Origin of the sequence: Breznakiella homolactica, from assembly GCF_016616095.2 — a bacterium.
GTDB lineage: Bacteria > Spirochaetota > Spirochaetia > Treponematales > Breznakiellaceae > Breznakiella > Breznakiella homolactica.
Window position 1 is genome coordinate 3,918,126 of record NZ_CP067089.2, and the last position, 14,264, is coordinate 3,932,389.

Consider the following 14,264-nt stretch of genomic DNA (forward strand, 5'->3'; position numbering starts at 1 on the left):
AACTACAGATCCTTTTTTTGTGTTTCCGTGTATTCCGGAAAAGTTACGGCCACCACCGTTCCGCCGCCGTCCCGGGATTCAATGGCAATCGATCCATTGGCCGCTTCGGTAAAGCGCTTGCTGATGCTGAGCCCGATGCCGGTGCCGGTACTTTTGCTGGTAAAAAAAGGATCGAAGATCCTTTTGCGGTCCGCCGCGGGGATGCCTTTGCCCCGGTCGGCTATTTTTATAACAATATTCCCATTTGATCTGGCCGCGGATAAGGTTACCCCTTCCGGGGAGCTGCCGCTTTCCAGGGCATTCCTGAGGATATTTTCGAGGACCGACCGGGCCCTGTCGCTGTCAATAAATACGGCGCAGTCCCTGCAGGTGCCGGGATCAACTATGTTTTTTCCGCAGATGCGCTGGGATATTTCCTCCAGGAGGGCATATACATTCTGGGGAACGGGAAATCCCCGGGCGTCCCTGAGATAATCGTTTACCCGGTATACCAGGGCGGACAGCCGTTCAACCTCCTGGTCGATGATGGCAATTTCTTCGGTTCCATTTTCAGGGCCGAGCTTTTTCAGGATCCCGGTCTGAAGCCGTATGGATGAAAGCGGGTTCTTTATCTCGTGTGCCAGGGTGCTGGCGGCGGTTCCCAGAACCACCAGATTTTTCTGGCCTTCGATGCGTTCCCGGTACTCAATGTTTCTCAGGAAGAGCCTGCGAATATAGAATACGATGAACAGCAGGGCAAGTTCGCAGATGGGGAAAAGAATTTTTATGGTGCTGTCGGTCCGCCAGTATTCGGGGTTGTACAGATCGATGTACAGATACGAACCCCGGTCAAGGGTGCTGAAGAACGGTGGCTGCCGTCCCCGCATCATCATACGCTGATCCTGCATGTGGCCGCCCCGGTGGGGGTCAGGCTGGGGCGGCGGCGGGGCCATGATTTCTGTCCGCACGATAAATTTTATAGACTTTCCCTGGGGATCCGCGATGGTAATCCTGCCGTTTTTACTGATTATTTGTTCATCCAGAAGCTCCTGATCGAGCAGGGCAGGGGGTTCTCCCCAGGAATACACCATCCCGAGGTCTTCCCGGTACACGGCCAGACCGGTGATATGGCTTTTAAGAACCGCTGAATCGTCTATGGCGGATCCGAAATCTTCGTAATCCCGCAGGCTGGCAAACAGCGTGGTGAGTATACGTTCGTTGTCGTTGTCGCGGATCAGCCGTGCCCGGTCATACATCTGCAGAAAAATAAATACCGTCAGGGCAGAGCCAAGGATCCAGCAGGCTAAAGCTACAATCAACGACGACGTCCGGGTGGCGATCTTCATTAAAATAGTTCCTTTTTATAAAGATACCGGCATAAACAAGTGTATCACCTGATCTTCCGATTCAAAAGCCCCGAGGGACCGTATAGCCGAAAGGCATGACAAAAATCCGTACTGGGCGTTGATAAGCTGGTTCCGGTTTGAGCTGACCAGGGCCGCCGCGTCGGAAAGATCCGATACCGACGCCTGGGAAAGCCGGTACAGTTCAAGACTGTTCTCGAAATGTTTTTCCGCGTATTCCAGGGCCTTCCGGGAGGAAATCACCGAGCTGGCCTGGGCTATACAGTCCAGCAGCCCCGTCTGTATTTCAATATCCAGATTGCTTTCGGTGCTGTAATAATCAAGCATGGTCTGTTCCAGGGCGATTTTTTTCGTATCCACATTGGTGCCGGTTACCCAGAAATCCAGCGGAATCGAACCGTTTATCGAAACCTTTCCCGGCGCCGTGCTGAAATTGTCGTTGTAGCTGTAGTTTATCCCGGTTGAAATACTGGCGCTCAGGCTCGGGAAATAATCCTTTTTCGCCAGGTTAACGGACTGGTCCGCTTTCTGTGTCTGGAGGACCGCCTTTGACAGTTCCGGGTTTTTCGCGGCAACCGCCGTCCACAGGGACGCTGTCAGGGAATCGAACTGATCGTCACTGAAGCCTGCCAGCGCCTGGATAAGCGTTTCATAGTAATCGAAATCCACCGCTTCAACCTCTGATATTCCCGAGAACCCGGTGACGGATCTGAGCTTCGCCATGCCCAGGGCAAGGTCACGTTTCGCCTGGCTGATGCTTGTTTTTTTCGACTCATGCTCCGCTACCGCCTGCAGATACTCTCCGTAACTGATAACGCCCCCGGCCAGCCGGATCTCGGCGACGGACAGACTCAGCGCCGCCACTTCCAGGGCCGCGTCCGCCGCGTCCATCGCGGCCTGGGCTTTCAGCACGCCGTAATACGCGGTATCCGCGGAATCGAGGACCGCGAAATATTCGGCCAGGGCTTCCTGCCGGGTGATTTGGGTGGCGATCTTCTGGATGGAACCCAGGACGGTATTTTTACCGCCGCTCCAGAGCGTCTGGGACAGACTAATGCTGGCCCCCGCGGAAAGGCTGTCGGTTACATCGGTATCACCGCCCCACAGGGTGGCGGACCCCGAAACCCCCAGGGAAAGGGACGGAAGGTTGCTGAACAGTTGGGTCCGTTCATCCAGCAGGGCGCTTTCCGTGGCCAGGCCGTATTTTGAAAGGGTTTTTGAATTGGAAAGCGCCAGGGCCCGGGCCTGTTCAAGGTTTATATTCTCCCCGGCGAAACAGGTAAACCCGGCGGCGGCTGTAATCAGAATAAACAGTAAGCGTTTCATGGTGTCTCCTTATGATGGAACCTATTCATACCGCAGTGCATCGATGGGGTAGAGTCCCGCGGCTTTTTTCGCCGGATAGTATCCGAAGAAAATTCCGACCATGGCGGCGAAAAGGGCCGCGACGGCAATTACCGCCGGATTGATTACCGTTGCGATGGACAGGAGCGAAAGCACCTGGCAAAGTCCGAATGCCAGCAGTATTCCCAGTATGCCGCCCATGAGGCTCAGGAGCAGGGATTCCGAAAGAAACTGCAGAAGAATATCCCGCTTGCGGGCACCCACGGACATACGGATGCCGATCTCGCGGGTCCGTTCGGTAACCGAGACCAGCATGATGTTCATGATGCCGATTCCCCCTACCAGGAGCGAAACGCCGGCGATCGCCGCCAGAAGGTTCGTCAGGGTCTGGGATGTTTTTGACGCGGTGGCGATCATGTCCGACATGTTCATTATCTCGAAGTCCGCCGCGGCGCCGGGTTTGAGTTTGTGGACTTCCCGCAGGATGATCTCTATTTCCCGCTGGGCCGCTTCCATATAATCCTTGCGTACCACGCTGACGGATATGGAGTTGAGGTTCTGGGTTTTGTTCAGCCGGGTCATGGCTGTGTCCAGGGGAACCAGAATAATATCGTCCTGATCACTGCCCATGCTGCCGGCGCCCTTGCTTTCCAGGACCCCGATGATTTTGAAGTGATTCGTCCCGATCCGGACGGTTTGACCCACGGGATCACCGGCGCTGAAAAGTTTCGCCGCCACCGTGGAACCCAGCACCGCAACCTTGCTGCGCGCCGTAAGATCCTCCTCACCAAAGAAGCTGCCTTCCGTGACATCCCAGTTTTTGATTATCAGGTAATCCGGTTCAACCCCCATAACCGTGGTTGACCAGTTGCTCTCGCCTCCCACCACGGTGTAGGTCCGCTGGCTGATTCCCGAGACCGCCTGGATATAGCTTGCCTCGGATTTCAGCTTTGCCGCGTCGTCCTTGGTAAGCCGGTTCGGGTAGTCGCGGCCCCTGCGGGGCAGTATGGTCAGGAGATTCGTGCCCATGGCTTCAATCTGGGCTTCAATTTCCGCCTGGGACCCTTCGCCGATGGCCACCATGACGATGACCGAACCGACGCCGATGATGATACCCAGGGAAGTCAGGAGACTCCGCATGCGGTTGCGGAAAATATTGCTCAGGGAAGATCTGATCAGTTTTACCGGGCCCATTATCCGGCCTCCTGTTCCCGGGAAAGCTGGGCATGGTCTTTTTTCCACTGCTCCAGATCTTCCTGGGCGTTCCTGCGTTCCGTTACCGGGAGGTCGGAGATTATTTCCCCGTCCCGCATGGTTATGATCCGTTTGGTATACGCCGCGAGTTCCGGTTCATGGGTTACCATGACGACAGTTTTCCCGTTATTGTTGAGCGCCTGGAAAAGTCCCATGATCTCCAGGGTCATTTCCGTGTCGAGGTTGCCCGTGGGCTCGTCGGCGAGGATAAACGCCGGGTCGTTTACCATTGCCCGGGCAATGGCGACCCGCTGCTGCTGTCCGCCGGAAAGCTGGGACGGCATATGGTAGAGCCGTTCTCCCAGGCCGACTTCCCGGAGCACGGCGGCGGCCCGTTCCCGCTGGTTCCGTTCCTGTTTTTTCCGGTTGTAGAACAGGGGGAGCTCCACATTTTCCAGCGCGCTTGTCCTGGCCAGAAGATTGAACCCCTGGAAGACAAACCCGATTTTGCTGTTCCGGATCAGGGCAAATTCATCGGAATTCGCCTTAGCTGTCTCCATGCCGTCGAGTATGTAGCTTCCCTCGGTGGGTTTGTCCAGGCAGCCCAGTATGTTCATGAGGGTTGATTTTCCCGAGCCCGAAGGGCCCATGACGGAAATAAATTCCCCCGCTTCCACCGAAAGATCGAGTCCCCGGATAGCCTTTACGGTAATTTCCTCAAGCTCGTACAGCCGCTTGATACCCTTAAGTTCTATCATTGCCATGGCTATACCCGTTCCCTGAGGATTATTTCTTTGCCCGACAGTTCGGGGCTGCCGATTATTTCCGTAAAGGAACCGTCGCTGATGCCGACAAACACCTCGGCGGATTCCGGTTTTCCCGCGTCGTTCAGAAACCAGATGGTTTTCTGGGTAACCGGAGCCGTCTGGGCAGTGCTGTTTTCCTGGTTGTTCCTGCCACCCGGAGGCGGGCCACCTCTTCCCATGGGCGGGCCCGAGGGCATGACCAGCGCGGTCAGGCCTGACTGGCCGGAGGAGGATGTGTTTTTTTCCGCAACCGCTGCGGTGCTCGCCGGCTGATACCGGAGCGCCGCGTTGGGCACCATCAGAATGTTTTCCCGCCGTTCCTGGATAAACTCCACTTCGCAGGTCATCCCCGGGAGCAAAGCCCCGTCCCTGTTGGAAACCGCAATGATGACCGTATAGCTGACCACGTTATCCGACGTGGTGGGCATCAGATAGACCGTCTCGACCGAACCGGAATAGTTTTTGCCCGGCAGTGCCTCCAGGGTAAACCGGACTTCCTGTCCGTTCCGAATCGCCGCAATATCAAGCTCATCCACGCTGGCTTCAATCTGCATTTCCTGCAGGCTTTCCGCCAGGGTAAACAGGCTGGATGAATTGCTGCTCGATCCTTCGACAACGTTCTGGCCGGTGCTGATATTCCGTTCCAGCACAATACCGTCAATGGGAGAGGTGATAAACGCGTACTGGTTGATTTCGGTTTCGATGACCTTAAGGGCCGCTTCCGCAGCGGACAGTTCCGCCGCCTGGATATCCAGGGTTGTTTTTCCTGTTTTAAGCTCGTACTCGGAGATAAGGTTCTTTTCCGCCAGTTTTTCCTGGTTGCCGTAGTTCAGCTGCTGGAGTTCGTAATTGGCCCGGGCTTTTACCACCGACGCAAGCTGCTGTTCCCGCTGGAGCCTGAGCATATCGGTGTTCAGTTCCGCCAGGATGTCGCCTTTGCCGATGGTATCGTTGTAATCAACGTATATATGCTCGACCTTTCCGCTCATCTGGGCCAGGACATTCACCGTGGAAACCGGCTGCAGTGTCCCGCTGGCGGAAACGGTTTTTTCCAGAGACCCCACGGTAACCGTGGTGAATTCATAGGATTTGCCGCCGCCATTTGTCCCGGCGCAGGCGCTGAATATAAGCGCCGCCGCAAAAGATGCAAGTATCGGGCCAAGTACTGATTTTATTTTCATTTCCCATTGCTCCTTGCTTATATATAAGCAGATATCATGCCAAGGGAAATAAATATACGATAAACATTTTGTTATATAATAATTTGTTGTATTGTATTGAATTACGCACACAGCCGGGATAGCGGCGCGGATCGGCGCGGCTTTTCCGCGGTCTTTTTTGTTTTTTTTACGATACCCCCGTATCGCGGGCTTAGTGTGAAAAAAATACACACCCGCGGCTGTCCGGGAAGAAATTACCCGCACGGGGGCCGGGATCGGAGAAGCTTATTCCTTGGGAGATTCCTCTGAGTCGATCGCCGAGAGCGGAATGATGACTGATATCTCAAAACCCAGGCCATGGTTCCGTATGCGGACGGTGCCGCTGACCTGGCGGATGTAATCTTCTATAGAAGCAATCCCGATTCCCCGTTCTATGGGGAGCTCCGCTCCCTTGCCGTTATCGGTGATTTTCATGCTGATATCCGTGTCCGTACGCCAGCACTGGATATTGATGGCCGTGGAATTCCCGTGTTTAACCGCGTTGGTCAGGGCTTCCTGTATAAACGAAATAAAAAAAGAATCCAGCTTGGGAGACAGGGTTTTGGGCCAGTTTCCGTAATCGATGGTGACCGAAGTCCCCGTGGCCTTCTGGAAAGACCGGCCGGTATCGTGGATTTCGTTCTGCAGGCTCAGCCGGGACGGGCCGTTATCCCGGATATTCCGCAGAATATGGCGAATTTCGTTGACACCCCGTTCGGAACAGTCCCTGGCGTCCATGATTATTCCCGCGGCTTTATCCGTATCCTTATACAGGATGGCCGAAGCCGCCTGGAGCATCATGATAACATTGGTAAACACGTATCCCGCGGTATCGTGTATTTCCTTGCTGATCCGCCGCCGCTCCTCCATGGTTGAATCGTTCTCCAGCCGGAACATCTTGGAGGTGATGGACTGGTTCATCTTTTCTAGCTGCTGGTTGACGGCTTCGAGGCTTTCCGCGGTGGTATTGAGCTTCTGCGTTTTGACCCGGAGTACGCTGATCGTGATGATCAGGGCTGTGACGGGAACGTAAAACAGCAGTATCAGGATTGAAAGGGGGTATTCCCGCTCCTGTACGGATACCAGGATCGCGGTGGACGCCTGGGTGGCGTAGCTGAAAAAAATACTCCCCGGTATACCCAGGACCAGGACCGCGGCAATGCTGGCCGGGGGTTTGAGAATAAGGGCAATCTCCATGAGTATACCCGGAATCCACAGGAACTCCATAAACAGGATGTGGGGTTCAAAATAGGCGTACAGGAGAACCGCGAAATACTCCAGCACCGCCAGGCTTAACAGGGTATACATGCTCCTGAAGAGGGGAATATACAGGACCAGGCCCATAAACAGGAACACCAGATACCAGAAATTGTGTAAAAAAAAGGGAGAAATCAAGGCGTCGTGCATATAACCCAGCAATACCAGGGTTATGATAAAACAGAGTACCTTGTACAGCAGGACCAGCTTGAGAAGTTTCTCCTGGGTAGTATTACTGGTTCTCAAGCTTGACCTTTTGGGCAATGGAAATTACCTGGAGTCTGTCCTTTGAGCCTACTTTGGCGTATATGGAACTGATGTAATTGCGGACCGTGGGTTTGGATATAAAAAGGGTTTCGGCAATTTTGCTGTTGTTGTACCCCTTTGCCACCAGTTTCAGGATATCCTTCTCCCGTTTGCCCAGCTTGTTGACGATTTCCTGGTATTCTTTATCGCTTTCATCGCCGGGAGTGTCGGAATCCATCCGGCGGGTCAGTTTTGTCAGAATATCCTGGGAAAAAAGCACCGCCCCCCGGGATATGGCCCGGATTGAGGCGATAAGGTCCTCGGGATGGATGTTTTTGAGAATATATCCGTATGCCCCGTAGTTGAGGGCATCCTGCACATAGGTATCGTCGAGAAACGTAGTGAGCATCACGATTCTTATGTCCGGATACATCTGGTGGATGGTTTTTGTTGCCTCCACGCCGTCGAGCCGGGGCATGCGGACATCCATGAGAATCAGGTTCGGATCGGTGCCTTCTATCATCTCGATGGCTTCCTGGCCGTCCCGGGCAACACCCACCACCTGGATATCATCCGCCAGGGTTTCCAGCATGAGCTTAAGATTCTCGGAAAAAAGCAGCTGGTCGTCGGCCAGCAGGATCCGGATCTTTGATGCGGCAGTATTGTTGTTTTCTGTCTTATTCATCGAAATAAACTTTCCTTACTAATACAAGAGTATATTGTAAATTAATAAAATAATTAATATAGTATTGCCCATAATGCGATTTGTGACAATTGTCACCTGACAAAATAGTAAAAAGTGTGAATTTGATATTATTGGAGGTCTATAATCCAATGATTGAATAATTCCCGCTCCACACCAAAAGGGGGATCCATGAGAAAAGGAATCGCGCTGCTGTTGGCGGCTATGCTGCCGGGAATACTTTTCGCTGGGGGGAAGAAGGAAATGGATGATAGTGTAACGACCATTCAGCTATGGCACCGGTATTCCGGAAGAAATGAGGCATCACTTAATCAAATTATAACCTTATTCGAGGCTCAAAATCCTGATATAAAAGTGGAAGTCACCCCAACGCCGGGTGAATTTATGGAACTGCTTCAGAAAATGATCGCCGATATTGCCGCAGGAAATCCGGCTCCTGATCTATTTATTGGCGGATATAATCTTCTTGAATATATCTACTCAGAGATGGAACCCACTCGAATTAATGATCTTGCTCCAAACCGGACTGCATATAGGAATTTTACTGAAAAATTTTTACCTGGTATGTTAAAGCTTGGGGAAATAAATAGAGAACAAATTAGTATTCCCTTTGGATTAACCAATTTTGTGATGTATTATAATGAAGATCTTTTTAAAGCGGCAGGCCTTACTGAGGCAGATGTTCCGAAAACTTGGGACGATGTCATTCGGGTTGGTCGGATAATCAAAGAACAAACTGGAAAGTATGCGATAGCCCTCTGGAAGGGAACTGCTTCATTTGATATCTGCCTTATTAACTCGAATGGTGGAAAAATGCTGACAGATGATAAAACTCAGGTTGCTTTCAATAACCCGGAAACAATTGAAGCAATACGGTTTTGGCAATCGTTAAATCAATTAGGTCTCGAACAAATGAGTACTACCGATGAGGATATGACCAATTTTATTGCTGGTGAAGTAGCAATGTATGTTGAAGTATGCTCAATGCTTGCGTCCTTAACGCGGTCATCCAATTTTAACCTAAAAGTTGCGGAAGTTCCTGCATTTGGAAATAAAAGAAAAGCGCTGCCAGCACAGGGTGGAACTATAATGAGTTTCACTAAAGATCGCACTAAATACGATGCCGTCTGGCGCTTTATCAATTTTGCTACTGATCCTGAAGCAATGGAAATTCGGACTGGGACCGGAGCTCTTTGTACAACTAATGCGGATGTACCCATTGTACCAGGGCAGGAGCCAGCCTACGCTCAAATGCAATACATGATCCCCATGCTGAACTGGCCCGGCGGTGCCGCCGGCCTGGAAATTGACCGAATGTACCTCAACAAGCGGACCGAAATTATCCGCAGTAATGTTGACGTCGCCGCCGCCTTACGGCAGCTCGAGGACGACTGCAACCGGCTTCTGGCGGATAACCGGTAGTCCAAACACTGCTTCGCCGGAAGGCGGGATTGGTTTGGTTTTATACAGCGCTGCGGGAAAAACACCACCCGCGGCGTTGTTTATTTTTTTCGGTTTCTTTCAAAATAGTCTAATATGGTAAATTGGTTGTATTATACTAATATATGTGTTAGTTTGTTACATATGTCACGCCGATTTGTGATAAAAGAAAAGTCACTGTTAATTGCTGCGGAAAACGGTCTTATGGTACAGTCACTGAATTAATTGCGGTGCTGTCCAGTCATTTTATGGAGGAAAAATGAAGAAGGTTCTTGTATTGCTGCTTGTACTGCTCCCCGTAATACTTTTTGCAGGAGGGAAGAAAGAAATGGACGATACTGTGACGACAATCCAGCTATGGCACCGGTATTCGGGGCGCACAGAACAGGCAATAAACACTGTTATTGCTTCTTTTGAAGAGCAAAACCCCAATATAAAAATCGAAGTTACCGCAAAACCCGGTGAATATATCGAATTACTTCATAATTTGATCGCCGACATCGCCGCCGGAAACCCTCCCCCGGATTTATTCATCGGAGGGTATGAATTGATGAATTATATTTATTCTGAAATTCACCCCACAGTTCTTAAAGACCTCGCTCCAAACCGGCGGGAATATAACAATTTTGCAAATAAATTTCTGCCTGAGATTTTAAGAATTGGAGAAATCAACGGCGACCAGATCAGTATCCCCATGCGGCTTACTAATTATGTTCTATATTATAATGAAGATCTTTTCAGCGCAGCGGGGTTAACCAATGCCGATGTTCCCAGAACCTGGGATGACGTTATCCGGGTTGGACAAATTATTAAAGACCGAACCGGGAAGTACGCTATTGCTTTGTGGAAAGGTACGGCAAACACTGATGTAGGACTTATTTATTCCAATGGCGGGCAAATGGTTTCCCGTGACAGAAAGAGCGTTTCTTTCAGTAATCCTCAAATGGTTGAAGCGGTGAGTATGTGGCAGCGTCTTAATCAATTGGGTCTTGAACCGGTCAGTACTCCCGATGAGGATATGGTTAATTTTATGGCCGGAGAAGTGGCTATGTATATTGAAACCTGCGCTATGCTTGCGACTTTGGATCGATCTTCAGATTTTTCCTTGGGAGTCGCGGAATTTCCCGCGTTCGGCAGCAAAAGAAAGGCATTGCCGGCTGGCGGCGGCGCTATTTTAAGCTTTACCAAGGACAGACAGAAATACAACGCAGTCTGGCGGGCCATCGATTTTTTTGCCGGCCAGGAAGCAATGGAAATTATTACACAAACCGGCGGCCTCTGTTCAACAAAAGCTGTGGTTCCTATTACTCCAAAACAGGAACCGGCCTACGCCCAATTGCAGTACATGATTCCTCCGCTTAGCTGGCCGGGCGGGGCAAAGGGTCTCGAAATTGACCGTATGTATATCAACAAACGGACCGAGATTATCCGCAGCAGCATGGATGTGGCCGCGGCCCTGAGACAGCTCGAGGCCGACTGCAACCGGCTGCTTTCCGAATAATAGGAATTTCGCGGTTGCTGCTGCGGGCAGTGGTCCCCCGGTCTTTGTGGGGCCGGGGGATCTTTTTACACTCCGCCGGTGGTGGATTAATTGCACTCTTTAGAGAAATAGGAGTAATAATGAGGAGCTGGGTGCCATTGGTATTTGCCGTACTGCTTCCGGGGCTTTTATTCGCCGGAGGCGGCAAAGAGGGTGAAAACCCTGTGGCGATACAATTGTGGCACCGGTATTCGGGCGTTAATGAAAGCACGATCCGTGAAGTGGTCAGTGTCTTTGAGAAACGGAATCCCGATGTAAAGGTCGATATCGTCAGCCGGCCCGGCGAGTATATCGATCTGTTCCAGAAGATGTTCGCCGAGATTGCCGCGGGCAACCCGCCGCCGGACCTGTTTATCGGCGGCTATGAACTGATGGACTACATCTATTCCGACTTGAATCCTACCATGATCAGCGACCTGGCGCCCAATCCCGGAGCATACCAGGCGTTCGCGGATAAATATCTTCCAGGAATGCTGGATCTCGGACAGGTCCGGGGCGATCAGATGGGAGTCCCCCTGGGAATTAGCAGCTTTGTCATGTATTACAACGAGGATATTTTCAAAGCCGCGGGACTGACCGACCAGGATGTCCCGAAAACCTGGGATGATGTAATCCGGGTCGGGAAAATCATCAAGGATCGGACCGGTAAATACGCGATTGCGATCTGGAAAGGGACCGTCACGTCCGACATGGCCCTGGTCTTTTCCAACGGCGGACAGATGCTTTCCGATGACGGAACCCGGGTGGCGTTCAGCAACCGGGAAATGGTGGACGCCTTAAGCGTATGGCAGACCATTAACCGGCTCGGGCTTGAACCGGTGGGTACCACCGATGAGGATATGGCAAATTTTATCGCCGGGGATGTGGCCATGTTCGTTGAAGTAAGTTCCCTCATGGGGTACATCGCGGATTCTGTGGACTTCAACCTCAAGGTCGCGGAATTTCCTTCCTTTGGTTCAAAACGGAAAGCCATTGCCGTGGGCGGCGGCCTGATTATGAGTTTTACCAAGGATCAGGCAAAATACAACGCAGCGTGGCGGTTTCTTGATTTTCTGACCGGCCCCGAAGCAATGACAATAATGAGCCGGACCGGACGGCTGTGTCCCACCACGGCGGAAGTCCCCATTTTTCCGGGGCAGGAGGTTGCCTACGCCCAGCTTGAATTTTCCGTTTCCCGTCCAAGCTGGCCCGGCGGTGTGCTGGGGCTGGAGATTGACCGGCTGTATCTCGCCAAACGGACGGAAATTATCCGCGGTACCATGGATGTGGCCGCCGCGCTGGAGCAGCTGGAACGGAACTGCAACAGGCTGCTGACGTACCAGACGGTATTCCAGTGAGACCATCCGGTAAAATGCTTATCTTTTTGGATTTTTTTTGATATAGTAAATTAGATATTTAATAAGGAATTAATATGGTTCTACTTTCCCCTGGAAAATCCTCCCGCGGATTTATCAGGAAACATAAATCTACGATCGCGTTCTTTTTATATGTAGCTCCCGCATTAATTCTGTTTTTCATGTTCAAAATCTGGCCGATTATTTACAGCTTTGTCCTTGGGTTTTTTGACTGGAATTTCGTCCGTTCCATGAAGTGGGTGGGCATGAAAAACTACGCCGGCATGTTTTTCCGGGAAGAATTCCAGACCGCGCTGAAGAATACTTTTATCTATATTCTGGGGCTGATTCCCAGTTTTATGGTCCTGCCCCTTCTTTTCGGGGTTATGCTTACCGGGGTAAAGTCAAAACGGTTCGAAAATGTCTACAAGGCCCTGCTTTTTATTCCCACGATTCTGGCTCTATCAATTATCTGCTTTGTATGGATGTGGATGTTCAACCCGAATTTCGGGCTGCTGAATAAGATACTCAATATCTTCGGCCACCGGGGTTATTCATGGCTCAGCGACCGCCGGACAGCCCTGTTTTCGGTGATCCTCGTTTCGGGCTGGAAATATATGGGCTCCCATCTGATCCTGTTTTACGCGGGGCTTTTGGGGATTTCCCGGGAGTACATCGAAGCCGCCATTATCGACGGCGCGTCGAGCTGGCAGCTTTTCTGGCGGATCAAATGGCCCCTGCTCAAGCCAACCACGGTGTATATCTTTATTACTTCGGTTATTTTTGCCGCGGAGCGGGCTTTTACGCCGATCAATATCCTTACCAAAGGCGGACCAGGAAACGCGTCCACCAACCTTTCATTTGCCATTTACCGGTTCGGTTTCCAGTATTTCAACATAGGCCTTGCCAGCGCTACCGCCATGTTTACTTCGATCTTTTTCCTGATCATAACCCGTGTCATGATACGGACCCTGGACGGATACGGATATGAAGCGTAACAGTTATCTGCGGACCAACCCCATCCTCCATGTGGTTTTTATTGTTATCGTTGTGGTCAATATTTTTCCGCTTTTCTGGATGGTGTCGTCGGCGTTCAAGCACCCCAACGAGCTTTTTACCCCTGATATCCGGCTTATTCCCCATAATCCGACCCTGGAAAATTTCAAAGTGGCCCTGTTTGAATACAACTTTTTCCGGTGGCTCTGGAACAGTGTCGTCACGACCTTGGGTATTTCCGTGGGGCAGATGGTGGTCTGCCTTCTGGCCGCTTTTGCGCTGTGTTATTATAAAACACCCTTTAACGCGGCGGTCTTTTATATCCTCATCGCGACCATAGTCGTTCCGTTCCAGGTGACCATGATCCCGAATTACATCCTCATAAGCAAAATGAGGCTGCTCAATACCACCGCAGCGGTTATTATTCCGAATCTGGCGGTGGCTTCGACTTTTTTCTTTCTCCGGCAGCACATCAAAACTATTCCCACGGATTTTTACGAAGTCGCCCTCATGGAAGGGGCAAAATCGCCCTGGATTCTGCGGAATGTAGCTATTCCGCTCTGCAAAGGGTCCATATCAGCTATGTTCATTTTGTGCGTCATCGACGGCTGGAATATGTATTTCTGGCCTTTGCTGGTCCTTTCGAAACCCGAAACCCGGACCATTACCATCGGTCTGCAGCAGTTCCTTGATTTTGAAGTCGGGAACCGGTGGGGGCCTTTTATGGCAACCGCGTCCCTGGCGTCGCTGCCGATAATTGTCCTGTATCTCTTTATCCAGCGCAGGATTATCGAAGCCTTTGTGAGTTCCGGGATAAAGGGTTAAGCCGCCGCTCCCGAGCAGTAAAGCCGTTTAAAAAACA

General features: G+C 51.4%; 12 protein-coding genes. 5 read left to right on the forward strand and 7 right to left on the reverse strand.

Annotated features, from left to right (window positions below):
• Positions 1-2: 2 nt before the first annotated feature.
• The 7 genes from JFL75_RS17690 to JFL75_RS17720 all read right to left on the reverse strand — a co-directional run bounded on the left by JFL75_RS17690 (position 3) and on the right by JFL75_RS17720 (position 8,074).
• On the reverse strand, positions 3-1,325 hold the full coding sequence (locus tag JFL75_RS17690) for a sensor histidine kinase (protein WP_215627996.1): 1,323 nt from the start codon (positions 1,323-1,325) through the stop codon (positions 3-5).
• Between the two features lie 15 nt (positions 1,326-1,340).
• Positions 1,341-2,669, reverse strand: coding sequence for a TolC family protein (locus tag JFL75_RS17695; RefSeq protein WP_215627997.1), 1,329 nt, complete (start codon positions 2,667-2,669; stop codon positions 1,341-1,343).
• Positions 2,670-2,690: 21 nt separating this feature from the next.
• Positions 2,691-3,881 (reverse strand): ABC transporter permease, encoded by a 1,191-nt coding sequence (locus tag JFL75_RS17700; protein ID WP_215627998.1) that lies wholly within the window; start codon positions 3,879-3,881, stop codon positions 2,691-2,693.
• On the reverse strand, positions 3,881-4,645 hold the full coding sequence (locus JFL75_RS17705; RefSeq protein WP_285291953.1) for an ABC transporter ATP-binding protein: 765 nt from the start codon (positions 4,643-4,645) through the stop codon (positions 3,881-3,883). Before JFL75_RS17705 ends, JFL75_RS17700 begins: the two co-directional genes overlap by 1 nt.
• A gap of 2 nt (positions 4,646-4,647) precedes the next feature.
• Positions 4,648-5,868 carry an efflux RND transporter periplasmic adaptor subunit gene (locus JFL75_RS17710; RefSeq protein WP_215627999.1) on the reverse strand — a complete coding sequence of 407 codons (1,221 nt, stop codon included), beginning with the start codon at positions 5,866-5,868 and terminating at the stop codon, positions 4,648-4,650.
• A 264-nt stretch (positions 5,869-6,132) separates the two neighbouring features.
• A complete protein-coding gene (locus tag JFL75_RS17715; protein ID WP_215628000.1) occupies positions 6,133-7,389 on the reverse strand; it encodes a sensor histidine kinase in 1,257 nt (418 codons plus the stop codon).
• Positions 7,376-8,074, reverse strand: a complete 699-nt coding sequence (locus JFL75_RS17720; protein WP_215628001.1) for a response regulator transcription factor — start codon at positions 8,072-8,074, stop codon at positions 7,376-7,378. Before JFL75_RS17720 ends, JFL75_RS17715 begins: the two co-directional genes overlap by 14 nt.
• A 189-nt stretch (positions 8,075-8,263) precedes the next feature.
• On the opposite strand from JFL75_RS17720, the gene JFL75_RS17725 reads away from it, so the two are divergent.
• From JFL75_RS17725 to JFL75_RS17745, 5 genes are all read left to right on the forward strand, one after another.
• On the forward strand, positions 8,264-9,514 hold the full coding sequence (locus tag JFL75_RS17725; protein WP_215628002.1) for an ABC transporter substrate-binding protein: 1,251 nt from the start codon (positions 8,264-8,266) through the stop codon (positions 9,512-9,514).
• Between the two features lie 277 nt (positions 9,515-9,791).
• Positions 9,792-11,033 carry an extracellular solute-binding protein gene (locus JFL75_RS17730; protein WP_215628003.1) on the forward strand — a complete coding sequence of 414 codons (1,242 nt, stop codon included), beginning with the start codon at positions 9,792-9,794 and terminating at the stop codon, positions 11,031-11,033.
• Positions 11,034-11,152: 119 nt separating this feature from the next.
• A complete protein-coding gene (locus JFL75_RS17735) occupies positions 11,153-12,409 on the forward strand; it encodes an extracellular solute-binding protein (RefSeq protein WP_215628004.1) in 1,257 nt (418 codons plus the stop codon).
• Between the two features lie 179 nt (positions 12,410-12,588).
• The gene (locus JFL75_RS17740; protein ID WP_215628005.1) at positions 12,589-13,404 is read left to right on the forward strand and encodes a carbohydrate ABC transporter permease; all 816 of its coding nucleotides are present in this window, start codon (positions 12,589-12,591) and stop codon (positions 13,402-13,404) included.
• Complete coding sequence (locus JFL75_RS17745; protein ID WP_215628006.1) at positions 13,394-14,227, forward strand: carbohydrate ABC transporter permease; 834 nt, start codon at positions 13,394-13,396, stop codon at positions 14,225-14,227. The genes JFL75_RS17740 and JFL75_RS17745 overlap by 11 nt, the downstream gene beginning before the upstream one ends.
• Positions 14,228-14,264: the final 37 nt, after the last annotated feature.